Genomic DNA, 25,900 nt, shown 5'->3' with positions numbered 1-25,900 from the left:
GGTCCGTCCACGACGAGCACGCCGTGTCGGTGCACGTCGTTAGCGTCCGTTTCCGAGGCGTGATCGAGCGTCGGATCGGGTGTGATCCGGGCTGAACATCACGGCGAGAGACCGTGAACCACAATGAGACGGAGATCACATGATTGTCGATTGCGGCGAGTGCACCGTGCGCGGAGACGCGTGTTCGGACTGTGTCGTCTCGGTGTTGCTGGGGGTGCCGGGCATGCCCGCGGCGTCGGCCGGCGGCCCGCGTGACACCCCCGTCGCCACGCGCAGAATGCGTCTCGAGCAGGACGAACAGGAGGCGATGGCCGTTCTGGCGGAAAGCGGGTTGGTGCCCCGGTTGCGGTTGGTAGGCAGAGAAATTCCCTCACCGCAGGAGACCGGCCACGACCGACCCGCTGCGGGGCCGGAGCACGCCGCGGGGTGAGTCGGATCGTGATCGTTTCGCGACACGAGTCGGCTGGGCTCGACATCGGGGATGCCGTTTCGTAATCTTTCCGAGACATTGCGGAGTCGAGCAGAGCCACCAGGGACTGCGCCGCAAGGTCACCGCCTAATCGGCCGCCTCTTCCGGGTGGTCGTACCGGGAACCCACCGTTACACCGGGGTGAATCCCGTCGCAGTCGCACCAGCGGCTCGTCGGGTAGGGCTGATCTTCCCAGCCCGAACCCGTCAGCTAACTCGGTCGGCGGATATCAGGAAGAAACGGAGCACATCTTTTCGTGGCGAAACACCGCAAACCCAGCACTGCCTCGCGGCCGGTCCGCAACGTTCTCGTCGCCGGCGCGCTCACCGCAGGCGCTGTCGCCATCCCCGCCGCCCCCGCCTTCGCGGCACCGGTGGAGATCCCCGGTATCGGCACCTTCGAGGTCCCGGACCAGATCCTGAGCCAGCTTCCCCCCATGCCGCAGGTCCCCGCGCTTCCCGGCCCGGCCGCACCGCAGTCCAGCGCCGCGCAGGTCGCCGTGCAGGCAGCCGAGAGCAAGGTCGGCGCACCGTACGTCTACGGAGCCGCAGGCCCCAGTGCGTTCGACTGCTCCGGTCTCATGAAGTGGGCGTACCAGCAGGCCGGTATCGAGCTTCCCCGCACGAGCTACGACCAGGCCGCGGCCGGCGTGCCCGTCTCGCAGGCGGATCTGAAGCCCGGCGACGTCGTGTCCTTCTACGGCGGCTCGCACTCCGGCATGTACGTGGGCAACGGCAACGTCGTCCACGCGTCCACCGAGAGCCAGCCCGTCAAGATCGCTCCGCTGTCGTCGATGCCCTTCGACGGCGCACGTCGCTACGCCTGACGCAGCGACACCGTCGCTCGACACCCTGACGCCGCACGAAACCGATCGCCCGGTCGGTTCCGTGCGGCGTCAGTCGGTGAATCCGCCGTTTTCGACGGGTTCTCGGGCTTCGTGGACAGAATCATCGTTCGCGTCGTAATCTTTCCGTGACGTCCTCGGCCATCATCCGCGCCGCCGAGCGACCCGGACTCGTCCAGATCGGAGAACCGTTCATCGTGCCGTCATCGGTCCACCCCCGCGTTCGTCCCACTTCTCGTACGAGACTGCGTGGACTGGTGATCGCGAGTGCGATGACAGCGGCGATCGCCGTCCTCCCCGCCGGTCCCGCCGGCGCCGACCCGGTTCCCGGCGCGTCCGCCTCCGAGGCGGTCACGAAGCTCACCGATCTCTCGCGCGAGTCCGAGCAGACCACCGAGGCGATGCACAACGCCCAGATCGAGCTCGACGCGAAGCTCGCCGCCCAGCAGGAGGCGGACGCTCGACACGACGCCGACCGTGCCGCCCTCGACGCGGCCACGGCGCAGATCGACACGGTACGGCCCGCCGTCGACAAGATCGCCCGTGCCAACTACCAGGGCGCTCGGACGAACCGGCTCTTCGCGGTCATGGTCAGTGATTCCCCGCAGCAGTTGCTCGACCAGATGTCCGCTCTCGACATCATCTCCACCGACGCGGCCGCCACCGTCGGCACCTTCCGGGAGGCCAGCGACGCCGCAGCGGCAGCCGAGGCGGCGTCACAGCAGTCCGCCGACGCGGCCCGGGTGGCCACGGAGCAGGCGAAGGCTGTCAGCGACGACCTGCAGGGCAAGCAGAGCCGTCTGCAGAGCGAGATAGCCGATGTCGTCGCCGCGTTCGGTTCGCTGTCAGACACGGAGAAGCAGGGGCTGGCCGGCGCCGCGTTCCCGCCGGGCTTCGATCCCTCCGCCATCCTCGGCGCCCTCCCGCCGGGATCGCAGGCCGGAGCACTGTCGGCCGCGTTCACGCAGATCGGCAAGCCGTACGTGTGGGGTGCGACCGGCCCCGACGGGTACGACTGCTCGGGCCTCGTGGTGTGGGCCTACAAGCAGATCGGTAAGACTCTCCCGCGGTCGAGTCAGGCGCAGGCCGCCGGCGGCACCCCCGTCGACAAGGCGAACCTCCAGCCCGGCGACGTGGTCCTGTTCTATCCCGACGCATCGCACGTGGGTCTCTACGCCGGTAACGGCAACGTGGTCCATGCATCGACCTTCGGTGTTCCCGTTCGTGTCGAGTCGATGGCATCGTGGCCCTTCTACGGCGCTCGCCGCTACTGACGGTCCGCGCCCTGGCGGCGCTGGGCCTGGTTCTCTCCCTTCTGGTGGCGTGTTCGCCGTCGGCACCCGACGAGCAGACGCCCACGACGACTGCGGGCCCGGACGCCCGCACCGTCGGTGTCACGGCACTGCTCGACTCATGGACGGCCGCACTCCGCTCCGACGACGAGGCCGCGCTGCGCGAGTTGATCGACTCCGACGCTGACCCGGGATTCGCTGATCGCGAGATCGCCCGCGCGCAGGCGCTGCGCGGTCTGCCGCTGTCCGACTTCGGCTACGAGCTCACTCCGGGTCCGGAGACTCCGGTGCCGGTCGATCGGGCGGATGCACTCGCGGCCACCGAGGTGTGGGCGCCGAACGTCGCACTGCGCTACGCCTGGGCCGACGCCGACATCGGTTCCACGAGTCGCGACATCGCACTCGTCGTCGCTCGTCGGGGCGACACGTGGCGTCTGGTCTCCGATGCCGACCTGCCGCAGTACGGGCGCACCACGTGGCGTGGCCCGTGGGACTTCGGGCCGGTGGTCACGGAGCGAGTCGCCACCGGGTCGACCACGTCGCTCGTCGTGGGTCACGAGGCGCAGCGCGCCTTCATCGACGACCTCGCGGCGGAGCTGCCCTCCGCGGTGGCGGCCGTGACCGAGTTCGCCGGGCTCGGATGGTCTCGCCGCGCGGTCCTGACGGTCACCGGTTCCGATGCCGAGTTCATCAGTGCGGCAGACGGATTCACGTCCACCGATGTCGCGGCCTCGACGATCGCGGATCCGGTCCGCGGGGGCCTGGTCACCGGCCAGCGCATCGTCTTCGGCCCGACTGCGCCGGACCGGCTCACCGACTCGACCCGCCGCACCGTGCTGCGCCACGAGCTCACCCACGTGGCCATGCGCGCGGTCACCGGGGAGGACGCGCCCCTGTGGATGCTCGAGGGTTTCGCCGACTACTCGGGCTATCGAGGCTCGGGACTGTCCTTCGACGAGATCGCGCCCACCCTCGCGGCCGTGGTCCGCGCGGCGGGACCGCCCAGGGTCCTCCCGGAGGACTCGGACTTCGCCGCGGGTGGCAGTCGCGGATCGATCGCGTACGAGTCCGCCTGGTCGGTGGCCTCGTTCGTCGCCGACCGGTTCGGGGAGCCGGTGCTCCGGCAGCTGTACGACCGTTTCGCGGCCGGACCGACCGATCCCACCGTGACCGACTCGGTCTTCTCGGCCACGCTGGGCTTCGGCACCGTCGACTTCCTCGCGCAGTGGGGGCAGTGGGTGGCGGAACAGGCCGCCGGGCAGAGCTGACGGCGGTCTCCGTCTACGGTGGTCCCATGCGTCGAACGCTGCTGGTGACCAATGACTTTCCTCCGCGGCGCGGCGGCATCCAGTCGTATCTGCACACCTTCGCCCAGCTGTTGCCCGCGGACGAACTGGTGGTCTACGCACCGCGGTGGCGTGGCGACTCCCACGTGCGGTTCGACGCGGAGCAGCCCTTCGAGGTGGTGCGGCACCCGACGACGTTGATGCTTCCGACACCGGCCGTTGCCCGTCGGGCGGCCAGGCTGGTGGCCGACCGACAGTGCGACACGGTGTGGTTCGGGGCCGCTGCTCCGCTCGCCGTGCTCGGACCGCACCTGCGCCGTGCCGGAGCCGAGCGCGTCGTGGCCTCCACCCACGGTCACGAGGTGGGCTGGTCGATGCTGCCGGCGGCGCGGCAGGTGCTCGGTCGTATCGGCTCGACGGCGGACGTCGTCACCTTCGTCAGCCGTTACACGCGGGGCCGATTCGCCGCGGCCTTCGGGGCGGACGCGGCCCTCGAACACGTGCCGCCGGGGGTCGACTCGACCGTGTTCGCGCCCGACACGTCGGCACGGGAGACACTGCGCGCGCGCTACGGCCTGGGTGATCGGCCGACCGTCCTGTGCCTGTCGCGGTTGGTGCCGCGCAAGGGACAGGACATGCTGATCCGGGCGCTACCGGGGATTCGCGCGGAGATCGACGGGGCCGTGTTGGTCGTCGTCGGCGGCGGTCCGTACGGCGACACCCTGCGGGCTCTGGCGCAGTCGTGCGGGGTGGCGGATCACGTCGTGTTCACGGGGTCGGTGCCGGCCGAGGAACTGGCGGCACACCACACCCTCGCCGACGTGTTCGCCATGCCGTGTCGCACCCGCGGTGCCGGTCTGGACGTCGAGGGCCTGGGCATCGTGTTCCTCGAGGCGTCCGCGTCCGGCGTGCCGGTGGTCGCGGGCCGGTCGGGTGGAGCGCCGGAGACCGTCGTCGAGGGCGTCACCGGCACAACCGTCGACGGCACCTCGGTCGACGACGTCCGGCGCGCCGTCGTGGACGTGCTGTCCGATCGTGACCGCGCCGCGGCGATGGGGGCCGCGGGACGCGAGTTCGTCTCCACCGAGTGGCGGTGGGACGACCTCGCCGCCCGACTGGCTCACTTGCTGTAGATGGCCTCGATGTCGCTCGCGTAGGACTTCTGGACCACGGCGCGCTTGAGCTTCATCGTCGGGGTCAGCTCGCCGCCCTCCTCGGTGAAGTCCGCCGACAGGATCCGGTACTTCTTGATGGACTCCGCGTGCGAGACCGTCTTGTTGGCTTCGGCCACGGCAGCATCGATCTCCGCGACGAGGTCGGGATCCTTCGTCAGGTCGGCGACGGTGGCGCCCTCGTCCTTGCCGTTGCGCTGCTTCCAGCCGGGGAACGCGTCGGGGTCGATGGTGATGAGCGCGCCGATGAACGGCTTCTGGTCACCGACGACCATGGCCTGACCGATGAGCGCACTGGCCCGCAGCGAGTCCTCGAGGCCGGCGGGTGAGACGTTCTTGCCACCCGCCGTCACGATGATCTCCTTCTTGCGCCCGGTGATGGCGATGAAGCCGTCCTCGTCCACGGCGCCGAGATCGCCGGTGTGGAACCACCCGTCGGTCAGCGCCTCGGCGGTGGCGTCGTCGTTCTTCCAGTAGCCCTCGAAGACCACGCCGCCCTTGAGCAGGATCTCGCCGTCGTCGGCGATGCGGACGGCGTTGCCCGGCAACGGCTTTCCGACGGTGCCGATGCGCTGTTCGTCCGGCGTGTTCACCGCTGCCGCGGCGGTGGTCTCGGTCAGGCCGTAACCCTCGTAGATGGTCACACCGATGCCGCGGTAGAAGTGCGCGAGGCGCTCACCCAGCGGGGCGCCGCCCGAGATGGCGAGTTCGCACTGCCCACCGAGCGCTGCGCGAAGCTTGCCGTAGACCAGACGGTCGAACACAGCGTGCTTGGCGCGCAGCACGATCGACGGGCCACCGGTGTCCCGCGCCGCGCTGTAGGCGACGGCGGTGTCGGCGGCCGCGTCGAAGATCTTGCCCTTGCCGTCGCCGTGAGCCTTCTGACGCGCGGTGTTGTACACCTTCTCGAACACGCGCGGGACGCTGAGGATGAAGTGCGGTCGGAACGAGCCGAAGTTGTCGACGAGGTGCGGGATGTCGTGGGTGTGCCCGAGTGTCGCGCCCTGGTCGAAGGCGGCGATGGACACCGCACGTGCCAGCACGTGGGCCATCGGCAGGAACATCAGGGTGGTGCGTCCCTCGGTGAGCATGCGGCCGATGGAACTGGCGGCGATACCGCGGGACTCGGCGATCAGGTTGGAGTGCGTGAGCACGCAGCCCTTCGGCCGTCCCGTGGTGCCGGAGGTGAAGACGAGCGTCGCCGGGTCCGAGGAGCGCAGCGCCGCGACGCGGTCGGCCACCGTCGCGTCGGTGATCTGGGCACCGGCGTCGGTGAGGACGTCGATGGCGCCGGGCCGCTCGGCGGAGGCGTCGATCTGCAGTACCGTCGCGACACCCGGCAGCACGGGAAGGATGTTGGTGAGGATGTTCGTGTGGGCCACCGTCTCGGCGATCATCGCGGCGGCGCCCGAGTTCTCGAGGATCCACCGCACCTGGTCCGACGACGACGTCTCGTACACCGGAACGGTGACGGCGCCGGCGGACCAGATCGCGTAGTCGAGCAGGGGCCACTCGTAGCGGGTCGACGACATGAGGGCGACCCGGTCGCCCTGCTTGACGCCGGATGCGATGAGCCCCTTGGCCACTGCGCGAACCTGGGCCGCGAAGTCCGCTGCGCGGACGTCCGACCACCCGTCGCGGGTGGCGCGGCGGTACACCACGACGTCGGGCCGAGTCTTCTCGTGCGCGAACACGGCGTCGACCACCGACGCGTCGTCCTCGATGGTGAATGGTGCCGGGACGGTGAACTCGCGCACGGATTCCTCCGATGTCGTAGCGGTTTCGGACGAGGCTTCACAGTAATCCTGTCCATTCCCCGGATGTCACCGGCACGTGCTCGTCGACCGAGGTCGTCGACGCCGTAGACGAGGGCACGTGGGATTCTGGTCCGCATGAGCAATGTGCAGGTCGCCGACCAGACGTTCGTCGCGGCGCGGGCCGAGGACGTCGCGGCGCTCGTGTCGGACACCCGTCGATGGCGGGCCTGGTTCCCGGGTCTCACCGTCACGGTCCAGGAGGACCGGGCCGAGAAGGGTGTCCGATGGGTCGTCGCGGGACAGCTCCGGGGAACCATGGAGGTGTGGCTCGAGCCGATGCTCGACGGCGTCGTACTCCACTACTTCCTGCACGCGGAGCCGACCGACGGAGTGCAGGAACCGTCCACCCACCGCCGACGAGTACTGGGCAAGCAGATGTCGTTCGAGATCAAGGCGCTCCTCGAGGCCGGGCGGGCGGCGGGAGAACCGCCGGTCCCGGGGCTTCGGTCCTGACTCGCGGGTACTCGCGGCGACAGGAACCGACCCCACCGTTCGGGCGGTGCCACCGGACGGTCGATCATGTGGGTACACGGACGCCGATCAGGTGACGGCACGCGGCGCGGAGGGAACGAGTTCCATGGCAGACAAGACCACGAAATCGATCGTCGTCGGAGCGGCGCCGGACGAGGTGATGGCGGTCATCGCCGATTTCCCCAGGTATCCGGAATGGGTCACCGCGGCCAAGTCGGTCGAGATCCTCGAGGAGGGGGAGTCCGGCCGGGCTCGCCGGGTCCGGTTCGTGCTCGACGCGGGCATGGTCAAGGACACCTACGAGCTCGAGTACGACTGGCGGCCGGACGGCACCGCGGTGTCGTGGACGCTCGTCGCGGGGGAGATGCAGAAGTCCCAGGTCGGGTCCTATGTGCTCACCGAGAAAGGTGCCGGAACCACCGAGGTGACCTACGAACTGACGGTCGATCTCGCCATTCCCATGATCGGCTTGTTCAAGCGCAAGGCGGAGAAGGTCATCACCGACACCGCGTTGAAGGAATTGAAGAAGCGAGTCGAAGGCTGAGCGATCGCGTTCCCGAGACCGCCGCGCGGATCACGTTCGTCGTCGGAGCCGGCGGTGCGGGCAAGTCCACCGTCGCCGCGGCCCTGGCCGTCGACGCACACCGCGCCGGTCGGCGTGTGCTCCTCGCGTCGGTCGACGGCGCGGATCCGTCGGACCTGGTGTCCGACGTCGCAGTCGAGGTGCTGCGCATCGACCCCTCGGCCGTTCTCGAATCGCAGTACCGCCTGCTGACCACGGCTCTGGCGATGGCCGGACGCCACGACCACGGCGCCGGTCCGACGCTGCCGGATCCCGAGGAGCTGACGTCGCTGCCGGGCGCCGAGCCGCTCACCGCGCTGCTCGAGGTGGTGCGCGTCGCCGACAGCGGCGAGTGGGACGACGTGATCGTCGACTGCCCCGGACCGATGTCCTGGCGGGAGATCGTCGCGACCCCCGGAGCTGTCGCGGGGTACGTCGAACGCATCTGGCCACGTCATGCCCGCGTCGTGGCCTCGACGGGCCAGGACGTCCGCGCGGCCGTCCTGGTGGAGCTCGTCGATCGTGTCGTGGCGGCGGCGACGTCGGTCACCGCCGTGCTCGAGGACGACGGACGGACCTCTGCCGTCGTCGTCTCGCGTCCGACTGCGCGGTCCTTCGCAACGGCGCGAGAGCTGGTGGCCGTCACCAGTTTCCACGGCGTCCGCGTCGATCGTGTGGTGGCCGTGGGGGTGATCCCGGACCTGGGGGCCGGGGCGCCGTCGTCCGTGCTGGGCACGCATCCCGGCGTGTTCTGGATGGACCGGGCGCACGCGGAGCATCGCGCGGCGCTGGCGGAGTTCCGCGGCGCGGTGGGCGACCTCCGCGTCGACGTCGTGTCGGCCCAGCCCACCGAGCCGGTAGGGTCGACTGCTCTGGGGGCCGTCGCGGCCGACCTGAACGGGCAGGTGGCGGCCGGACACGGCGGCGCGCTGCCCGCGCTGTCGCCGCGGGTGCGGCACGAGTCCGGGCAGGGCCTGGACTCGGTGTACGTGATGGACGTCCCGCTGCCGTTCGTCGACACGGACTCGGTGGCGGTGGGTCGGGTGGAGGACGACGTGATCGTGAGTGCGCAGGGCAGTCGACGACGACTGCGGTTGGCGTCGGTGCTGCGTCGGTGCGTGGTCACCGGTGCCGGCGTCGACGACGGCGTGCTGTCCGTGACCTTCGCCCCCGACCCGGCGCTGTGGCCGGAGAACCTGCAGAAGACGGACGTACCGGGGGAGTCCGGCGATGGATGAGGGCCGGCGGGACCTGGCGGCCGAGCTCCGGGTGCTGGCCGAGTTGCTCATCGACCGGGTCGAGCCGGTGCTGCGCCGCCTCGACACCGAGGACGCGCCCGAGTGGCAGGGCTGCTCCTGGTGCCCGTTCTGCGCTCTCGCCGCCGCCCTGCGCGGGGAACGCCACGATCTGCTGACGCTGGTCACCGGTGAGATGGACGGTCTGATCGACGTGCTCCGGGACTTCCTGCAGACCCACGGTTCGGGGCGACACACGCCCGGCGCCGCGGAACGAGCCGACGCGCCGGAGGGCGCTGCGCCACCCGTCGTTCGCCCCGCGAGCTACCAGCCGATTACGGTGACCAGGACGCGTGAACCCGACCCGGCACGCAGACCCGATCGCGACCGGTGACACCGGTCGCCCGCCACCACGTGAGGATGCCGCAGACGTGAGCGCCCAGTCCCGGTCCAGCCGGCCTCTGACCATCGGCATCGACGTGGGCGGCACCAGCATCCGCGCGTCGGTGGTCGACGTCGACGGCCAGGTGCTCGACTCCACCCAGGCGCCCACGCCGCAGTCCTCCCGCGCACTCGAGAACGGCATCGACCGGGCTGTGCGTGAACTCGCGAGCCGCCACGACATCGCGGCCGTCGGTCTCGCCGTCGCCGGGTTCATCAACTCCGACCGCACCGTCGTGCGCTTCGCCCCCCACCTGCCGTGGGTGAACCGCCCGGTCGCGCGGGAGATGACGGAACGCCTCGGCATCCCGGTCATCCTCGAGCACGACGCCAACGCCGCCGCGTGGGCGGAACACCGCTTCGGTGCGGCCGCGGGCGGTGGGAACGTCGTCATGATCGCGATCGGCACCGGCATCGGCGCCGCACTCCTCATCGACGGCAAGCTCTACCGCGGCAGCTACGGCATCGCGCCGGAACTCGGCCACCTGCAGGTGGTTCCCGACGGGCGTCAGTGCGCGTGCGGCAAGCGCGGCTGCTGGGAGCGCTACTGCAGCGGTACCGCATTGGTGGACACGGCGATCGAGCTCCTCGCCGCCAACCCGCGGGGATCGACGGTGCTCGCGCGTGAGGCCTTCCTCGATCCCGGATCCCTCACCGGTCGACGCATCGCCAACGCCGCGCAGGACGGTGACCTGGTGGCCATCGAGACGATGTCCGAGTTCGCACGGTGGCTCGGCATCGGACTGGCGCTGGTGTCGGACGTCTACGACCCCGACCGGATGGTCATCGCCGGCGGCGTCGCCACGTCGTCCGCGCTGTTCCTGGACACCGCCCGTGAGCACTACGCCGCGCAGATCACGGGCGCCGGCCACCGGCCCCTCGCCCGGATACGCGGAACCCAGTTGGGGGAGGCCGCGGGCATGATCGGCGCGGCCGAGCTGGCGCGCGTCGAGGTGGGCGCGGCACGCGCCTGACCGCCTCGGCGGCGGGATTCGTGTCCGGCCGATGGCCGGGTGATGACGGCGGTGTGAGATGTGTCCGAGCTGACGCTCGAACTGTGGCTGGTGTCATAAAGCCCCGGTACAGTTACGCCCACGAGATGTCCGAGCGGGCCGCGGGCATCGCGGTGCGGGTCGCGGGTACTTCGAGAAAGGCATGTCGGGCATGTGGTACTGGATATTCAAGTACGTCCTTCTCGGGCCGGTGTTGCAGGTGATGGGCCGTCCTCGCGTGGAGGGCCTGGAGAACATCCCCGACGACGGGCCGGTGATTCTCGCCAGCAACCACCAGGCGGTGTTCGATTCGTTCTACGCGTGCCTGGTCGTGCCGCGTCGCATCACGTTCCTCGCGAAGAGCGAGTACTTCACCGGCAAGGGCCTCAAGGGCCGCTTCCAGAAGTGGTTCTTCTCGTCGGCGGGACAGGTCCCGATCGATCGCACCGGTGCCTCCGCCGCGCAGGACGCGCTCGACGCGGGACTGCGCGTGCTGGCGAAGAACAAGGTGCTGGGTATCTACCCGGAGGGCACGCGCTCGCCGGACGATCGGCTCTACAAGGGCAAGACGGGTATGGCGCGTCTGGCTCTCGAGAGCGGCGTCCCGGTGATTCCGGTCGCGATGATCGGCACCGCGAAGATGAATCCCATCGGCTCGCGGATTCCGCGCCCCACCAAGCTCGGCGTGAAGTTCGGTAAGCCACTGGACTTCTCGCGGTACGAGGGCATGGCCGGCAACCGGTTCGTCGAGCGCGCCGTCACCGACGAGGTGATGTACGAGCTCATGAAGCTCAGTGGTCAGCAGTACGTCGACGTGTACGCGGCGAGCATGAAGAAGACGCCCGCCCCCGTGGTGGATCCGGCTCCGTCGACCGAGGCCGCGCGCATCCCCGACACCCGCGCGGGCTGAGTCAGACCGCCTCGGCGGTCACCCCCGGGCGTTCGGGACTGCGTCGATCGCGCAGCGGCACCGCCGCCACCGCGATCACGAACACCAGTCCCCACCACACGTAGGACGAGGCCTGGATCTGGTCCCACAGGGGCCAGCCCAGGCCGTTCCATCGTCCGGGCGCGAGGCGCCAGTGCGACGGATAGTGCAGCAGCACTGCGCCGATCACGGCGAGGGCCACCAGTGCGGGGGCGCGCCGCGTCACGCCGACGTGCACCAGGACCATCAGCATCGGCACCGTCCACACCCAGTGATGCGACCACGACACCGGTGAGACCAGCAGGCCCAGAGCGGCATTGACGCACAGGGCCAGCAGGTACTCGTGTGCCGCCAGAGCGCGTCGCATCGCGACGAGGGCCACCAGCCCCACGACGGCGCTGCACACGATCCAGACGATCGTCCGCGGGCCGTCCGCGAGACCCAGCCGCGCGAGCATCCCGGTGAGGGACTGGTTCGAGATGTACCCCGGCCCGCCGATGCGGTCGGAGTCGAGCAGCACCTCGGTCCAGTACTGCACCGAGTCGCGGAACGTCGCGACGAATCCGAGTGCCGTGAACCCGAGGAACGACAGGCCGGTGACCACGGCCGCCCGGTACTGCCTGCGCAGCAGGAAGTAGAGGACGAACACCGCCGGCGTGAGCTTGATGGCCGTGACGAAGCCGATGAGCAGACCGCGCGGCCACGGGGTGCGCTTCAGCAGGACGTCGAGGACGACGAGGCACATCAACACGACGTTGATCTGCCCGTAGTCGAGGGTGGACCACACCGGTTCGAGCGCGAACGCGATCGCGGTGATGCCGCCCGTGACCCACGCCGTCGTCCCGGCGGACAGGTGCACCAGAGAGCGCAGGCACACCGCCACCGTGACGGCGAGCAGGATCATCGTCATCGCCGTCATGATCAACGAGGCCGCCGGCAGCGGGAGGACCGCCATCGGCGCGAAGGACACCGCGGCCATCGGGGGATAGGTGAACGGCAGCGGGATGTTCACCGAGGTGCGCGGCAGGACTCCGTAGAGATTCACGCCGTCGAGCAGAGCCCGGCCACCGATGCGATACACGTCGAGGTCGAGCCGGTAGATCGCACCCCACTCCCGCAGCGGGGGCAGACCGACCACGTTGAACGCGATGCCCGCCACGAGCCCGACGCACACCGCGACCTTCGCGATCACGGCGACCGGTCGGGGCAGCGACGCCCCCGGCCCGGTGTAGGGAGGGGCGGACGGCAGAGTCCACGTCATGGTCGGGGTGGATCCTTTCGGTGACCTAGGCTCGCAGACGTGCGTTACTTCTACGACTGCGAGTTCATCGAGGACGGCCGCACGATCGATCTGGTGTCCATCGGGATCGTGGCGGAGGACGGGCGTGAATATTACGCCGTGTCCACGGAGTTCGATCCCGAGCGCGCGGGCACCTGGGTCCGCCGCAACGTCCTGCCGAAGCTCCCGCCGTTCTCGTCGCCGCTCTGGCGCTCACGCAGCCGCATCCGCGACGACATTCTCGAGTTCGTGTCGGCGCCGCACGGCACCGTCGGACCGACCGTCGAGATGTGGGCCTGGGTGGCGGCGTACGACCACGTCGCGCTGTGCCAGCTGTGGGGTTCGATGACGGCGCTCCCGCGGATCATGCCGCGGTACACGCGGGAGTTGAAGCAGTACTGGGAGGAGCACGGGTCGCCCGCGCTGCCGCCGGTGCCGGACGACTCGCACGACGCGCTCGCCGACGCCCGGCACAATCTCGCGAAGTTCCGGGCCGTCGAGGCCGCGAGAGCGTGGTCCGGTCGGGAGTGACACACCGCTGGTCCCGGCCGTCGGAGCGGGCGACTACTCTGTACGCGTGAACTGGACTGTCGACGTTCCGATCGAACGCTTGCCCGAGCTTCCCCCGCTGCCCGAGTCGATGCGCGAGCAACTCGACGTGGCGCTGGCCAAGCCGGCGGCGCAGCAGCCCAGCTGGCCCGCCGATCAGGCGGAGGCCATGCGCAAGGTCCTCGAGAGCGTGCCGCCCATCACGGTCGCCAGCGAGGTCGAGGCGCTGTCGGAGAAGCTCGCGTCCGTCGCCCGCGGCGAGGCGTTCCTGCTGCAGGGCGGTGACTGCGCCGAGACCTTCGTCGACAACACCGAGCCCCACATCAAGGGCAACATCCGCACGCTGCTGCAGATGGCCGTCGTGCTCACCTACGGCGCGTCGATGCCCGTGGTGAAGGTCGCGCGCATCGCCGGCCAGTACGCCAAGCCCCGCTCCTCCGACGTGGACGCCCTGGGCCTGAAGTCCTACCGCGGCGACATGGTCAACTCCCTCGTGGCCGACGACGCCGTCCGCCAGCACGACCCGTCGCGCCTGGTCCGCGCCTACGCCAACGCCAGCGCCGCGATGAACCTGGTGCGCGCGCTCACCGGCGCCGGCATGGCCGACCTGCACAAGGTGCACGACTGGAACCGCGAGTTCGTGCAGAACTCGCCGGCCGGTGCCCGGTACGAGCAGCTCGCCTCCGAGATCGACAACGGTCTCAAGTTCATGGACGCGTGCGGCGTCACGGATCCGAACCTGCACCAGGCCACCATCTACGCCTCTCACGAGGCGCTCGTGCTCGATTACGAGCGCGCGATGCTGCGTCTGGACAACGACGACGAGCACGCCAAGCTCTACGACCTGTCGGCACACTTCCTGTGGATCGGCGACCGCACGCGGCAGCTGGACGGCGCGCACATCGCGTTCGCCGAGCTGGTCTCCAATCCCATCGGACTGAAGATCGGTCCCAGCACTACTCCCGAGATGGCCGTCGAGTACGTCGAGCGGCTCGACCCGACCAACAAGCCCGGCCGGCTGACGCTGATCTCGCGCATGGGCAACGGCAAGGTGCGGGACCTGCTGCCGCCCATCATCGAGAAGGTGCAGGCCACCGGTCACCAGGTCATCTGGCAGTGCGACCCCATGCACGGCAACACGCACGAGGCGTCCACCGGCTACAAGACGCGCCACTTCGACCGCATCGTCGACGAGGTCCAGGGCTTCTTCGAGGTGCACAACGAGCTCGGGACGCACCCGGGTGGCATCCATGTCGAGCTCACCGGTGAGAACGTCACCGAGTGCCTCGGCGGCGCCCAGGACATCTCGGACCTCGATCTGTCCGGACGGTACGAGACGGCCTGCGACCCGCGACTGAACACGCAGCAGTCTCTCGAGCTGGCCTTCCTCGTCGCGGAGATGCTGCGCGGCTGATCGCCGGCACTGTCGCCGGCACTGTCGCCGGAGCAGAACTCAGGGCAGCGCGGTCAGAGTGACCGTGCTGCCCTTCTGCACTCGGTCGCCCTGACCGGGCGACTGGGCGATGACGAGCGAGCGATCCGTCTGCGCGACCTGGCGCACCACCACGGTGAGCCCCAGGCGTTCGAGTTCCGACCGCGCCGAGCCGACGGTGCGTCCGAGCATCGAGGGCACCTCCACGGCCGTCGACACCCGCAGCGTGACGGTCGATCCCGCGGTCACGGACGTGCCGCTCGCCGGGTCGGTCCCGATGACACGGCCACCGTCGACGTCCTCGTCGAAGACGGAGTCCACCGTCGCCACGGTGATGCCGACCCGATCGAGTTCCGCACGCGCCTGCTGCTCCGTCTCGCCCCGAACGTCGGGAACGTCGACGGGGGGAGCGCCCTTGCTGGTCACCACCCGGACCTCGCTGCCCACCGGCAGGACCGTCCCGGGCGCGGGGTCGAGTGCGGCGACCGCACCGACGGGTGCGGCGCTGCTGAAGGCGTCACCGCCGTCCACGGGGACGAACGTCCGCTCCCGCAGTGCCGCCTCCACCGTGGTCGAGTCCGCGTTCCCGAGGGCCGGGACGGTGGGCCTGCCTTGAGAAACGAGAAGGGTCACGGTCTCGCCCCGGGCGATCCGTGACCCTGCGGGAGGATCGGTTCCGAGTAATCGGTCCACGGGATCGCTGTCGGTGTAGCGGCCCTCGACGGTCGCCGAGAGATCGGCCGCCTCGATGGCGGAGACGGCGGTGGATCGGTCGAGCCCGTCGATGGCCGGCACCGCGGTGAAGCGGCCGGACCCGGCCCACCAGCCGACGGTGCCGAGCAGGACCGCCACGATCACGACGATCGCGAGCCATGTGCGTGCGACTCGACGCGACCTGCGCTTGTCCGCGTCGAAGTCCGGGAACGCGAAGGCTTTCCGGTCCACCGGCTCGGCGGCGGTGGACCGCGGTTCGTCGGCGCCGCGGGGAGTCGCGGTGGTCACCATCCGCGTGTGCTGAACACCGCCGGTGGACGGGTGCCCGCGGTCGGACACGGCGGAGAAGTCGTCTGCCGGGACGGACACGATCTCCGTCTCCGGAGTACGCGGAGCCTGCGGAGCGTAGGGGCGCGGAGCGTTCAGCGTCTCGGCGCTCAGATGCTCGGCCGACCGCGACGGGGACGGCACCCGGTAGTGGGGCAGAGCGAGGGTCCTGGTGACCGAGCGCACCGCGTCGCCCATCGTGCCGGCGTCGCGGAACCGCTCCTCGGGACGCCGCGCTGTCGCGTCGCGCACCAGTGCGTCGAAGTGGGGCGGCACCCCTGCGATCACCGAGCTCGGCGGCGGAACGTCGTTCTCGATGCGCTGGTACGCGATCGAGAGGGAGGTGTCTCCCTGGAACGGCGTGCGTCCGGTCAGCAGTTCGAAGAGCAGGATGCCCGCCGAGTACACGTCGCTGCGCGCGTCGGCCGATCCGGTGGTCACCTGCTCGGGGGAGAGGTAGGCGGCAGTGCCGAGGATGACGCTGTTGGACGTCGTCGTCGACGCGGCCACGGCGCGCACCAGACCGAAGTCGGCGATCTTGACCTCGCCCGCGTCGGAGATCAGCACGTTCTCCGGCTTGACGTCGCGGTGCACGAGGCCACCGCGGTGCGCGACCGCGAGTCCGTCGAGCACCGGTTGGAGAACGGCGGCGACGGCGTGCGGGGGCATCGGTCCGCGTTCGCGGAGCAACTCGCGCAGCGTGCCGCCCTCGACCAGTTCCATGACCAGGAAGGCGTGCTGACCGTCGCGACCGTGATCGTGGACGGCGACCAGACCCGGGTGGCTGAGCCGGGCGACCGCTCGCGCCTCGAACTCGAAGCGACGCACGAACTCGGGGTCGGCGGCGAACTGGGGATCCATGATCTTGATGGCCACGGGCCGGTCCAGACGCAGGTCCAGACCCCGGTAGACCGTGGACATACCGCCGCGGGCGATCGGCGCGTCGACGCGGTAACGACGGTCCAGCAGCACGCCGAGCAGCGACGGACCTGACGTTGTCACCTGCGTCCACTCTCCTGTCGTGTTCTCGCATCGATCGATGCCGATCATTCGATGGTAGCCAGTGTGACGGATGAGGTAGCAGTCACGTGTGCGGGAACACGGCGCGGGAGGCGGGCGTCGGCGAATTGTCCTGGCGGCGGGCCGTGACTACCTTTGACCGCGTGAGTGCCATTCCCTACTGCGACGACGTCCTGCCTGCCGACGAGGCCGTGATCGCGATTCCCGACGCCGCCGAGATCATGGGCGTCCCCGTGACGAAGCTCTACCAGATGGTGCGTGAGCACAAGCTGATCGCGGTGCGCCGCGATCGAGTGGTCTCGATCCCCGCGAAGTTCGTCGGCGAGGACGGCGAGCCGATCAAGTACCTCGCCGGTGCGATCGCGGTTCTGCTCGACGGCGGCTACAACCACCCGTCGATTCTGCGGTGGCTCTTCACCCCGGACGACAGTCTGCCGGGCATGCCGGCCGACGTGCTGCGCGGCGACCACGCCCGCGAGATCATCCGCCGCGCCCAGGCCATGGCCTTCTAGCGCTCGATCGGATCAGGCGGCGCGGGACCCGGGCCGCGGGAGCCGTTCTCCGGCTCTGACGAGAAGACCTCGACCGGCCGCGATCGCGGCGACACGAGCGCGCCGAGGAGTGCCCACGCGAGAGCGGACGGACAACGACCGGTAACCGTCGTTCTCCACGGCTTCGAGGATGTCCTGGTACAGCGCGAACGCGACCCGGATGCCCTCGCGCGCCCGCGGTTCCAGCAGGGCGATGCCGGGCTCGGCGGTGCGGTAGAGCGCGCGGGTGGTGGCGATGATGTCGGCCAGAGCGCGGCGGACCCTCGGATCGACGGAGTCCGTACGGCGGCACCACCACAGCAGGTCCTCGTCGACGCCGTAGGCGGTGAGCACGTCGCCGGGCAGATAGATGCGGTCGCGCGCGAGATCCTCGCCCGCGTCGCGAACGAAGTTCGTGACCTGGAAAGCCTCGCCGAGAGCGGACGCCGTCGGGCGGGCTTCCTCGACCGGACACACGGTGCCGAGGACGGGGAGCATCTGCAGCCCGATCACGGCGGCGGAGCCGTACATGTACGTCGACAACTCGTCCATGGTGGCGTAGCGATCCTTGTAGATCGCCGAGTGCGGTACGTCCATGAGCATCGACGTCATGAAGGCAGTGAAGTACTCGGACGGGATGTCGTAGCGACGTGCGGTGTCGAACAGGGCCGCCAGGATCAGCTCGTTGCGCCGGTCGGGTCCGGGCGGAACCGACGTCGGCGGGGCGATGGTCGAGGCGAGACCCTCGTTCAGTCGCTCCTCGATGCGGGTGAGCAGCGCCAGGTCGAGTGCGACCGCCGCGTCGTCGCCGCGCTCGGCGATCATGTCGACGTCGATGATGTCGTCGACCATGCGTGCGAACGCGTACAGCGCGTGCACCGCGGGCCGACGGTCGGTCGGCAGCAGGCGGGTGGCGAGGAAGTACGTCTTACCGTGTTCGGCTGCCACGTCCCGGCACAGCGCGTAGGCCTCGGGAAGATCGGTCACTCGGTCAACTCCTGGCTGGGCTGGTCCGGACGGGGCTGGTCCGGGCGGGCGGTCTCGGCGCGGACGCGCGGGGCCGGGACGAACGTGTTCTCGTGCTCCGGGTGTGTGACGGCCCGCAGGCGGAGGGGATCGACCGTCCGGAGCGACAGCGCGGCGACCACTGCGGCGAACGTCGCCAGCACGACGTGCGGGAACGTGTAGAGACCGATGGACCCGTCCGGCTGGAACACCAACATGAGCCAGGCGGACAGGCCGACCAGCACGGTCAGAGTGGTCGCCGACATGGTGAGACCCGCGGCGACGGCGAGAGGCCACGAGTAGTACCAGGGGAGAGCGGCCGGGGACAGGATCACGATGGCCACCAGCGACACGAGAATGCCCAGCAGTGCGCCGCGCTCCGAGTGGCGAGATCGCCACCACGCCGTGGCCAGGATCGCGGCCAGAGCCACCGCGCACAGCATCCTGGTCACCTCGAGCACGGGGCCGAGCCGAGCGCCCGTGAACCACCCGGTGAAGACCGTGACCAGGTGGGCGAGGATGGTCGGCAGCGAGAGCCAGTTGATGATCTTGGCCGAGCCCGAGAGCGCCGTCAGCCAGCCGATGCCGACGCCGGCCACCAGGGACGCGACGACGAACACCGCGACGAACACGGCGAAACCGATACCTGCGGTCTTCGCGAACACCAGCAGGACGTGCTGGCGTCGCGGCGGGTCACCACGCTCGGCCCGCGCCTCGTTCTCGGTGCGGAGCCGGTCGCGCTCGTGGAGCATCCAGATCCACACCAGGAAGGGCAGCGCGATGCCCGCGGTGGCCTTGATCGCCACGGCGACCGCGACGAGCCCCATCCCGGCGACGTGGTGCCGGTCGAGGACGGCGGCGATGCCGGCCGTCATGAGACCGACCATGAGCATCTCGTTGTGGACGCCGCCGATCAGGTGGATCAGGACCAGGGGATTGAGCACGGCGAGCCACAGGGCCACGGCGGGATCCGCGCCGAAGTGTCGGGCGATGCGGGGGACCGCCCACATGGTGAGGGCGAGCCCCGGCAGCATGGTCAGGCGCAGCAACATCGTCCCGGCGATCACGTTGTCGCCCGTGAGCGAGGTGATGCCCTCGCCCAGCAGGAGGAACAGCGGGCCGTAGGGCGCGGTGGTCGTGGTCCAGACGTTGCTCACGTTGTCCAGCAGCACACCGGGATTGGCGACGGGACCGACGGCGTACGGGTCGAACCCGTCCCGGAGGAGGGCGCCCTGTGCGAGATAGGAGTACGCGTCGCGGCTGAACATCGGGACCGCGAGCAGGAGCGGCGCGATCCAGAGCGGCACCACCCAGCGCAGCTGCCGCACCGTGGTCCGGTGACCGAGAGTGGCGCGTCCGAGACGGACCCACGCGGCGATCATGAGCAGCACGCCGATCCACACCATGACGGTCGACAACACGAGTCCGTGCCCGAAGCGGAGCCAGGACAGGTGCATCGCCTCGAGGAGCGGGTCACGACGGCGCACGGCACCCGAGCCGAAACCGCCGAAAGTGATGAGCGCGGACCCGGCCAGACCCACCAACGTGGCGCGGCCTGCGCGTCCCCCGAAGAACCGCCGTGTCGATCGCCACGACGACTCGTCGGTGGCGTCCGCGGCCCGGAGTGGGGAGGACGTCGTCATGTTCCTCCCCGGAAGACGCGACATGCCGGCGACCGTGCGGAAGCCGGGCTGAACTCACGTGAGTTTAGAGGCTCCGGACCGGAAGACGAACCGGCCCGCCGTCAGACGGCCACACGGGCCGAGCGACGCACGGACGGATCGATGCGTTCGGCGGCCAGTCGACCCGAGATCAACACCGTCGGCACACCCACTCCGGGGGTGGTCCCACACCCGGCGAGGACGACGTTGTCGATGCCCTTGACCAGGTTGCGGCGCCGGAACGGGCCGGTCTGGCGGAAGATGTGCGACGCCGAGAACGGGGTTCCCGCGACCATCCCCTGCGCGAGCCAGGTGGCCGGCGTGTCGATGTGGTCGATCTCGAGGTGCTCGGACACGCCCGTGTATCCGCGGCGATCCATCTCGAGCAGGATCTCCCGCACGTAGGGGTCGGTGATGGCGGACCAGTCCAACGGAGCGCTGTCGAGATTGGGGCAGGGCGCGAGGATCGAGATGGGCTCCTGCTCGACGCCGTCGTGCGTGACGCGCAGAGCCGGATCGGTCAGCGAGGTCCGGGTGATGAGCAACGACGGGTCCGACATGAGTGTGCCGCGCCCACGCGAGGCGGTGAGCTCCTCGAACGTCTCGTTCCAGTTGTGCCCGAAGTCGATGACGTGGTGCGAGCGGGACGACCACCGCGCGGTGACGTCCACCGGCACGCGGCCGTGCACCACGACACAGGACGGTGACGCCCGGATCTTGCGGCGCACGGTGATGCCGGCGGTGGCGAGAAGGCGATCCGTCACCAGGAGATCCGGCGTGAGGATCAGGGAGTCGCACGTGTGCCGCTCGCCGTTCTCGGTCACCACCGCGCGAGCGCGGGTCCCGCCCTTCTCGATGGCGGCCACGCCGGTGGAGAGCAGCAGCGTGCCGCCCGCACTCACGAACGCGTCGGCCATCGCGTTCGCGATCGACTGCATTCCGCCGTCCGGGAACGACACACCCAACGACGTGTCCATGTGCGAGATCGCGGAGTAGACCCCGAGAGCTTTGGCGGGCGCGACACCGGCGTAGAGAGCCTGGAAGGTGAAGATGCGGCGCAGTCGCGGGTCGTCGATGAGCTTGTCGATCCGCTTTCCGAGTTTTCCGAACCCCCCGAGACGCAGCAGGGTCAGCGTGTTCGCTCGCGCCGTGCGCTCGCCCACGAGGTCGAGCGGTGAGTCGAAGTTGTCGTCGATGTAGCGGTCGAACTCCGCGTCGAACATCGATCCGATCCACGCGCGGAGCGTGCGGTAGCGCCGAGCCTCGTCCGGCCCGCACTTCTCGCCGACCTCCGCGATCATCCGCTCGGGATCGGAGTGGACGTCGATGGTGGTGCCGTCGGCGAAACGGGTGTGGTACGCCGGATGCAACGGTGTCAGACGCAGGGGAGGCGTGGTGGACTCGCGGGTCGCACCCACCGCGGCGAGCGCCTGATCGATCAGGTCGGGCATCGTGAGAACGCTCGCGCCCGTGTCGATGCGGTAGCCCGGCGCCGCGACGGAACCCACCCGGCCGCCGACGGTGTCGGACCTCTCGATCACGGTGACCTCGCGACCGGTGCCGCGGAGGTGGAGCGCCGCGGCGAGGCCGGACAGACCGGCGCCCACGACGATCACGTGATCGGTGGGTCCGGACACGGTGGCATGCGTCATGAGGTTCTCCTGGTGGCGGTGTAGGCCATGGCCGTGAGCCGCCTCTTGGCGTCCTCGGTGACATCGGACGCGTTCAGCGCCGCCAGGGCGCTGTCGGTCAGTGTGGTGATGCGGCGCTCGACGTCGTCGACGGCACCGAGATCGATCATGTGCGCACGCAGGTCGTCGACGGCAGCCTCGGAGAGGTCGGTGCCGATTCCCGCGCGCAGAGCAGCCGCGGTGGCGGGATCGCGTTCGTCCGCCGCGTCCAGGGCTGCGGCGAGGAGCACCGTCCGCTTGCCCTCACGCAGATCGTCGCCGGACGGCTTGCCGGTCACGGACGGATCCCCGAACACTCCCAGCAGGTCGTCCCGCAGCTGGAAGGCGATGCCGATGTCCGCACCGAACGTGCTGTAGACCTCCAGCAGGTCGGGGCCGGCGCCGGCGAGCGTGCCGCCGATGAGGAGAGGGCGTTCCACCGTGTAGGCCGCCGTCTTGTAGCGGTCGATCTGGAGCGCGGCCTCGACGGAATCGTCTCCACTGGCCTCCACGGCGATGTCGAGCAGCTGTCCGCCGAGCACCTCGGTGCGCATCGCAGACCACACCGGAGCGAGGCGTGCCGACGTGGCGGAGTCCAGTGCCGCCGCGCGGACGAGATCGTCGGCCCAGCAGAGCGCGATGTCGCCCAGCAGGATCGCGACCGACTCGCCGAACTTGTCCGAGTTCCCGCGCCACCCGGCCGCGCGGTGCCGTTCGGCGAAGGTGACGTGGACGGTGGGGAATCCGCGACGGGTCGAGGACGCGTCGATGATGTCGTCGTGCACCAGCGCGCACGCCTGGACGAATTCGAGGGCGGAGCACACGTCGAGGACGGCGTCGGCCTCGGCGGCGTGCGGATCGCCGCCCGCGCCCAGGAAGCCCGTCCACGCGAAGGCGGGGCGGATCCGCTTGCCGCCGCGGAAGACGAAGGAGGTGAGCTCTGCCACGGCGTCGGTGTAGATGGGACCGACCGAGTCGACCGTGGCCTGCTGCGTCGCGACGAAATCGCGCAGGGACGTCTCGACCGCATCGACGAACGTCCCCAGGGGCCACTGATCACGGTCGTCCGCGGCGGACTCCGCGTCGAGCGGTCGGTGGGCGGCGGGGCTGTGCGGTGCGGCGGACAGAGTTTCCTCCGGTGTTCGGTGCGGCGGACGGAGTCCGCGGGCAGTCGGTCGGGATGCGGTCGGGTCTCGGGCGCAGCGTCCTGGCACCCCCGACTCTATCCGGGTATTCGGACACGGCGCCGGTGCGGACGACCTGGGGGCCCGAGCAGGTCGGCGCGGGAATCTATGCTGTGAGGCGTGACAGACGAATCCTCCCGCGCGCGGGTCAGCCGCACTCCGTCGGTGATCGACCGGTTGAATTCCGCGGCGCACGGGAGTGTTCCGTTCTCCGTCGAGTTCTCGCCTCCTCGCGACGAGGCCGCCGAGGACCGCCTGTGGCGTGCCGTGCGCACCTTCGAGCAGATGCATCCCGCCTTCGTGTCCATGACGTACGGGGCGGGCGGATCCACGCGTGATCGCACGGTGCGGGTCACCGGCGAGCTGGCGGAGGTCACCAACCTGCTGCCCGTGGCCCACCTCACGGCCGTGGGGCACAGCCGCACCGAGCTGCGCGCGATGGTCGGGGCCTACGCGGACCGCGGCATCTCCAACATTCTCGTGTTGCGCGGCGACCCTCCCGGCGATCCGCTGGGTCCGTGGGAGAAGCATCCGGACGGCGTCGAGTACGCGGAGGAACTGGTGCGGTTGGTCTGCGAGCTGGGCGACTTCCACGTCGGTGTCGCGTCGTTCCCCGAGGGACATCACCGCGCGCCCGATCTCGACCACGACACCCGCCATCTGGTCGCGAAACTGCGTGCGGGCGCCGAGTACTCGATCACCCAGATGTTCTTCGACGTCGAGGACTATCTCCGCCTGCGTGACCGTGTCGCCGCGTTCGATCCGGAGCAGGGCGCCAAGCCGATCATCCCCGAGATCATGCCCATCACGTCGTTGCGCAGCGTCAAGCGTGCGATGGAGCTGTCGGGATCTGCGCTGCCCGCATCCGTCGAGAAGCGCCTGTCCGCCGCGGCCGGGTCCGACCCGGACGAGAACCGGGCCGCCGTGCGCGCGGTGGGCATCGAGATCGCCACCGAGATGGGGGAGCGACTGATCGCCGAGGGCGCCCCCGGCCTGCACTTCATCACGCTGAACTTCGCGAAGGCCACCAGTGAGGTCGTCGGCAATCTCGGGCTCGCCCGCCCGGTTCCGGAGGGCACGGGTGGGATCGGTACCGGATCAGTGCCGGGTGGCCAGAACGCGCGACTTCCACACGAGAGTGCCCTGGCGGCGTCCCCGGTCCGATGAGGCCAGCAGCGCCGAGCCCGCCGCGATGGACAGTGGGTGCAGCGCCGAGGTGACGACGTCGCGGGCCAGCGAGTCGTCGCTGCCCTCCGCGCGCCGCGCAGCGATGCGCGACACCCATCCCGCCAGGTACCCGGCGACTCCCCACCGGCGGGTCGATCCGCGCGCGGCCATCGCGATCGGTGGCAGGACCCATACGGCTGTGGCGATCGCCGAGACGGCGAGAGTGCCTGCAGCGCCGCCGAACTGGGACCAGAGCCACTTCGCGTGACCGGCACGCACCTGCGCGGCGTCGGTGTACATGCGGCACGTCGCGACGCGCCCGCCGTACGCCACTGCCGTCGGGAGACCGCGGGAGCGGACGTGCCGCACCAGCGTCAGATCGTCGGCCACCGCGAAGCGTGTGCACTCGTGTCCGCCGACCACGCGGTAGGACGGTGCGTCGAGCACGAGGAACTGCCCGTTGGCCACGCCCATCGACGGCCGACGGCCTCGATTGGCGGCCCGGACGAGGAGGGTCACCGACCACGACCACGACAGCAGAGGCTGGACGACCCGCTCGATCGTCGTCACCGCCGTCTCCGCGGGCCACGGGCAGAGCATGGCCACGTCGTGCTCGCGGAGAACGGACGCGGCGGCGTCCAGTGCATCGGGATGCAATCGCACGTCCGCGTCGAGGAAGACGACGAGGGTCGGATCGGTGGTCGCGAGCGCGCGGCGGCCGAGGTCGAGGCAGGCGAGGGACTTGCCCATTCCCGGCGCGTCGGCCGGCTCGGTGGTGCGGCCCGCCAGGATCCGGAAACGCGGATCGTCCCCCACGACGGCCCGGGCGACGTCCGCGGTCCCGTCGGACGAGTCGTCGTCCAGCACGAGCACGGTCATCGCGGACCGGGAGCGCTGAGCCAGCAGATCCCGCAGCAGGTCGGGGAGACGGTCTGCCTCGTCACGGGCAGGAATGCAGACCGTGATGCGCTCACCGGCCCGCACCGTCGCCGCGGACGAGGGCAGCACGCGGGGTGCGGTCGCGGCGTTGATCAGGGCGATGCCCGCGGTGGCGATCGAGGCGAGAGAGCCGACTCGGACCGCGTTCCGGGCTCGGCGCCGGGCGGTCACCGGCGGCCGGCCGACTCCGCATCGCGTCGACGTCCGCCGGAAGCGTCGCGGGCGACGTAGGCCATGCCGCCGACGATGGCCGCGATACCCACGGTGACACCGAAGACGATGCCGGCCCACCCGGCGAAGCTGCGCGTGTTCGGATCCGAGTAGCGCACCTCGGCGCGCAGGGTGCTGCGCTCGCCGGCGGGGAGCTTCCAGGACACCACGTTGTCGCCCTCGCGGGCGCCGTTGGTGGTGGTGACACGGGCGGGGAAGGCGATGGTGAACTGCACGTCGCTGCCCTCGGCGGGTACGGAGCTCAGATCGACCTGGCCGGCGAGAGTGACGAGGTCACCCGCGCGGACCAAGGACAGCTGGTAGAGGCCGACCGACTGGTCGGACAGTGCCGCGAGCTGCTGCACGTCACCGAACGTGAGGTCGCTGAACAGCGCCTCGCTGCCGACGTACCCGTCCGAGTCGTACGGCTGCACCCGGATCTTGCTGCCCAGGCTGTCGGGGACCTCCATGCCCGGTCCGGTGTCACCCTCGGCCGTCGGCACCGTCGCGGCGACGATGCGGCCGGACACCCTGTCGTTCGAGGACACGCCCATGGACACCTGTGCCCGGAGGCACCCGGCCAGCAGCGGAACCGTCAGCAGGGCGAGCACGAGGACGGAGACCACGCGGCGCGGTACGGAAACGCGCGGCGACGTGCGAGGAGCAGCGGGGTGGGGCACAGCGGTCATCGTGCCAGGCCGCCG

The 25,900-nt window shown here is 70.1% G+C and carries 24 protein-coding genes and 1 riboswitch; of the genes, 15 read left to right on the top strand and 9 right to left on the bottom strand.

What is annotated here, in order from left to right:
* Positions 1 to 139: 139 nt before the first annotated feature.
* The 5 genes from HQ314_RS03695 to HQ314_RS03675 all read left to right on the top strand — a co-directional run bounded on the left by HQ314_RS03695 (position 140) and on the right by HQ314_RS03675 (position 5,024).
* On the top strand, positions 140 to 430 hold the full coding sequence (locus tag HQ314_RS03695) for a hypothetical protein (protein ID WP_261781343.1): 291 nt from the start codon (positions 140 to 142) through the stop codon (positions 428 to 430).
* Positions 431 to 543: 113 nt separating this feature from the next.
* Positions 544 to 709, top strand: a riboswitch (cyclic di-AMP (ydaO/yuaA leader).
* 16 nt (positions 710 to 725) lie between these two features.
* Positions 726 to 1,295 carry a C40 family peptidase gene (locus tag HQ314_RS03690; protein ID WP_027505820.1) on the top strand — a complete coding sequence of 190 codons (570 nt, stop codon included), beginning with the start codon at positions 726 to 728 and terminating at the stop codon, positions 1,293 to 1,295.
* A gap of 290 nt (positions 1,296 to 1,585) precedes the next feature.
* Entirely contained in the window at positions 1,586 to 2,587 is a 1,002-nt protein-coding gene (locus HQ314_RS03685) for a C40 family peptidase (RefSeq protein WP_081821287.1), read from the top strand.
* Positions 2,557 to 3,873, top strand: coding sequence for a hypothetical protein (locus tag HQ314_RS03680; RefSeq protein ID WP_308119215.1), 1,317 nt, complete (start codon positions 2,557 to 2,559; stop codon positions 3,871 to 3,873). The genes HQ314_RS03685 and HQ314_RS03680 overlap by 31 nt, the downstream gene beginning before the upstream one ends.
* Before the next feature lie 26 nt (positions 3,874 to 3,899).
* On the top strand, positions 3,900 to 5,024 hold the full coding sequence (locus HQ314_RS03675; RefSeq protein WP_222649282.1) for a glycosyltransferase family 4 protein: 1,125 nt from the start codon (positions 3,900 to 3,902) through the stop codon (positions 5,022 to 5,024).
* Here the strand turns inward: HQ314_RS03675 and HQ314_RS03670 are convergent.
* Positions 5,012 to 6,820: a long-chain fatty acid--CoA ligase gene (locus HQ314_RS03670; protein ID WP_222649281.1), complete on the bottom strand. Its 1,809-nt coding sequence runs from the start codon at positions 6,818 to 6,820 to the stop codon at positions 5,012 to 5,014. The two genes, HQ314_RS03675 and HQ314_RS03670, sit on opposite strands and share 13 nt — an antisense overlap.
* A 135-nt stretch (positions 6,821 to 6,955) precedes the next feature.
* Between HQ314_RS03670 and HQ314_RS03665 the strand changes: the two genes are divergently transcribed.
* From HQ314_RS03665 to HQ314_RS03645, 6 genes are all read left to right on the top strand, one after another.
* Entirely contained in the window at positions 6,956 to 7,333 is a 378-nt protein-coding gene (locus tag HQ314_RS03665; protein ID WP_222649280.1) for a polyketide cyclase / dehydrase and lipid transport, read from the top strand.
* A gap of 124 nt (positions 7,334 to 7,457) precedes the next feature.
* Positions 7,458 to 7,895, top strand: a complete 438-nt coding sequence (locus HQ314_RS21170) for an SRPBCC family protein (RefSeq protein ID WP_261781342.1) — start codon at positions 7,458 to 7,460, stop codon at positions 7,893 to 7,895.
* Positions 7,871 to 9,151: an ArsA-related P-loop ATPase gene (locus HQ314_RS03660; protein WP_308119250.1), complete on the top strand. Its 1,281-nt coding sequence runs from the start codon at positions 7,871 to 7,873 to the stop codon at positions 9,149 to 9,151. The genes HQ314_RS21170 and HQ314_RS03660 overlap by 25 nt, the downstream gene beginning before the upstream one ends.
* Positions 9,144 to 9,542, top strand: a complete 399-nt coding sequence (locus HQ314_RS03655) for a hypothetical protein (RefSeq protein ID WP_222630548.1) — start codon at positions 9,144 to 9,146, stop codon at positions 9,540 to 9,542. Before HQ314_RS03660 ends, HQ314_RS03655 begins: the two co-directional genes overlap by 8 nt.
* Positions 9,543 to 9,579: 37 nt before the next feature.
* A complete protein-coding gene (locus tag HQ314_RS03650) occupies positions 9,580 to 10,563 on the top strand; it encodes an ROK family protein (protein ID WP_027505827.1) in 984 nt (327 codons plus the stop codon).
* Positions 10,564 to 10,753: 190 nt separating this feature from the next.
* Positions 10,754 to 11,491: a 1-acyl-sn-glycerol-3-phosphate acyltransferase gene (locus HQ314_RS03645; protein WP_027505828.1), complete on the top strand. Its 738-nt coding sequence runs from the start codon at positions 10,754 to 10,756 to the stop codon at positions 11,489 to 11,491.
* 1 nt (position 11,492) lies between these two features.
* On the opposite strand, the gene HQ314_RS03640 is transcribed toward HQ314_RS03645, so the two are convergent.
* The gene (locus tag HQ314_RS03640) at positions 11,493 to 12,770 is read right to left on the bottom strand and encodes a glycosyltransferase 87 family protein (protein WP_222649278.1); all 1,278 of its coding nucleotides are present in this window, start codon (positions 12,768 to 12,770) and stop codon (positions 11,493 to 11,495) included.
* A 39-nt stretch (positions 12,771 to 12,809) separates the two neighbouring features.
* On the opposite strand from HQ314_RS03640, the gene HQ314_RS03635 reads away from it, so the two are divergent.
* Both HQ314_RS03635 and HQ314_RS03630 read left to right on the top strand, forming a co-directional pair.
* Positions 12,810 to 13,319 (top strand): polyadenylate-specific 3'-exoribonuclease AS, encoded by a 510-nt coding sequence (locus tag HQ314_RS03635; RefSeq protein ID WP_027505830.1) that lies wholly within the window; start codon positions 12,810 to 12,812, stop codon positions 13,317 to 13,319.
* Between the two features lie 46 nt (positions 13,320 to 13,365).
* On the top strand, positions 13,366 to 14,751 hold the full coding sequence (locus HQ314_RS03630; protein ID WP_027505831.1) for a class II 3-deoxy-7-phosphoheptulonate synthase: 1,386 nt from the start codon (positions 13,366 to 13,368) through the stop codon (positions 14,749 to 14,751).
* Positions 14,752 to 14,790: 39 nt separating this feature from the next.
* On the opposite strand, the gene pknB is transcribed toward HQ314_RS03630, so the two are convergent.
* Complete coding sequence (pknB, locus tag HQ314_RS03625; RefSeq protein ID WP_308119214.1) at positions 14,791 to 16,812, bottom strand: Stk1 family PASTA domain-containing Ser/Thr kinase; 2,022 nt, start codon at positions 16,810 to 16,812, stop codon at positions 14,791 to 14,793.
* A 161-nt stretch (positions 16,813 to 16,973) separates the two neighbouring features.
* Between pknB and HQ314_RS03620 the strand changes: the two genes are divergently transcribed.
* Positions 16,974 to 17,342 carry an Rv2175c family DNA-binding protein gene (locus tag HQ314_RS03620; protein ID WP_027505833.1) on the top strand — a complete coding sequence of 123 codons (369 nt, stop codon included), beginning with the start codon at positions 16,974 to 16,976 and terminating at the stop codon, positions 17,340 to 17,342.
* 12 nt (positions 17,343 to 17,354) lie between these two features.
* Here HQ314_RS03620 and HQ314_RS03615 read toward each other — a convergent pair whose 3' ends face one another.
* The 4 genes from HQ314_RS03615 to HQ314_RS03600 form a co-directional block, all read right to left on the bottom strand.
* A complete protein-coding gene (locus tag HQ314_RS03615; protein WP_222649276.1) occupies positions 17,355 to 18,347 on the bottom strand; it encodes a phytoene/squalene synthase family protein in 993 nt (330 codons plus the stop codon).
* Positions 18,344 to 20,008: an alpha-(1->6)-mannopyranosyltransferase A gene (locus HQ314_RS03610; protein WP_222630569.1), complete on the bottom strand. Its 1,665-nt coding sequence runs from the start codon at positions 20,006 to 20,008 to the stop codon at positions 18,344 to 18,346. Before HQ314_RS03610 ends, HQ314_RS03615 begins: the two co-directional genes overlap by 4 nt.
* A gap of 101 nt (positions 20,009 to 20,109) precedes the next feature.
* Positions 20,110 to 21,678: a phytoene desaturase family protein gene (gene crtI, locus HQ314_RS03605; RefSeq protein WP_222638368.1), complete on the bottom strand. Its 1,569-nt coding sequence runs from the start codon at positions 21,676 to 21,678 to the stop codon at positions 20,110 to 20,112.
* Positions 21,675 to 22,742, bottom strand: a complete 1,068-nt coding sequence (locus tag HQ314_RS03600) for a polyprenyl synthetase family protein (protein ID WP_027505836.1) — start codon at positions 22,740 to 22,742, stop codon at positions 21,675 to 21,677. Before HQ314_RS03600 ends, crtI begins: the two co-directional genes overlap by 4 nt.
* A 258-nt stretch (positions 22,743 to 23,000) precedes the next feature.
* Between HQ314_RS03600 and HQ314_RS03595 the strand changes: the two genes are divergently transcribed.
* On the top strand, positions 23,001 to 24,047 hold the full coding sequence (locus HQ314_RS03595; RefSeq protein WP_081821267.1) for a methylenetetrahydrofolate reductase: 1,047 nt from the start codon (positions 23,001 to 23,003) through the stop codon (positions 24,045 to 24,047).
* On the opposite strand, the gene HQ314_RS03590 is transcribed toward HQ314_RS03595, so the two are convergent.
* Together HQ314_RS03590 and HQ314_RS03585 are read right to left on the bottom strand one after the other, a co-directional pair.
* On the bottom strand, positions 23,979 to 25,157 hold the full coding sequence (locus tag HQ314_RS03590; RefSeq protein ID WP_222630580.1) for a glycosyltransferase family 2 protein: 1,179 nt from the start codon (positions 25,155 to 25,157) through the stop codon (positions 23,979 to 23,981). The two genes, HQ314_RS03595 and HQ314_RS03590, sit on opposite strands and share 69 nt — an antisense overlap.
* Positions 25,154 to 25,885, bottom strand: a complete 732-nt coding sequence (locus tag HQ314_RS03585; protein ID WP_056445605.1) for a hypothetical protein — start codon at positions 25,883 to 25,885, stop codon at positions 25,154 to 25,156. The genes HQ314_RS03590 and HQ314_RS03585 overlap by 4 nt, the downstream gene beginning before the upstream one ends.
* Between the last annotated feature and the right edge of the window lie 15 nt (positions 25,886 to 25,900).

The sequence above is a fragment of the Rhodococcus sp. BP-332 genome (assembly GCF_019836065.1).
Taxonomy (GTDB): domain Bacteria; phylum Actinomycetota; class Actinomycetes; order Mycobacteriales; family Mycobacteriaceae; genus Rhodococcoides.
This window is presented reverse-complemented; position numbering and strand designations above follow the sequence as displayed.

Coding starts and splice junctions, on each gene's coding strand:
- HQ314_RS03695 (WP_261781343.1), top strand. CDS start 140: ATGATTGTCGATTGCGGCGAGTGCACCGTGCGCGGAGACGCGTGTTCG.
- HQ314_RS03685 (WP_081821287.1), top strand. CDS start 1,586: ATGACAGCGGCGATCGCCGTCCTCCCCGCCGGTCCCGCCGGCGCCGAC.
- HQ314_RS03675 (WP_222649282.1), top strand. CDS start 3,900: ATGCGTCGAACGCTGCTGGTGACCAATGACTTTCCTCCGCGGCGCGGC.
- HQ314_RS03665 (WP_222649280.1), top strand. CDS start 6,956: ATGAGCAATGTGCAGGTCGCCGACCAGACGTTCGTCGCGGCGCGGGCC.
- HQ314_RS21170 (WP_261781342.1), top strand. CDS start 7,458: ATGGCAGACAAGACCACGAAATCGATCGTCGTCGGAGCGGCGCCGGAC.
- HQ314_RS03655 (WP_222630548.1), top strand. CDS start 9,144: ATGGATGAGGGCCGGCGGGACCTGGCGGCCGAGCTCCGGGTGCTGGCC.
- HQ314_RS03645 (WP_027505828.1), top strand. CDS start 10,754: ATGTGGTACTGGATATTCAAGTACGTCCTTCTCGGGCCGGTGTTGCAG.
- HQ314_RS03640 (WP_222649278.1), bottom strand. CDS start 12,770: ATGACGTGGACTCTGCCGTCCGCCCCTCCCTACACCGGGCCGGGGGCG.
- HQ314_RS03610 (WP_222630569.1), bottom strand. CDS start 20,008: ATGACGACGTCCTCCCCACTCCGGGCCGCGGACGCCACCGACGAGTCG.
- crtI (WP_222638368.1), bottom strand. CDS start 21,678: ATGACGCATGCCACCGTGTCCGGACCCACCGATCACGTGATCGTCGTG.
- HQ314_RS03585 (WP_056445605.1), bottom strand. CDS start 25,885: ATGACCGCTGTGCCCCACCCCGCTGCTCCTCGCACGTCGCCGCGCGTT.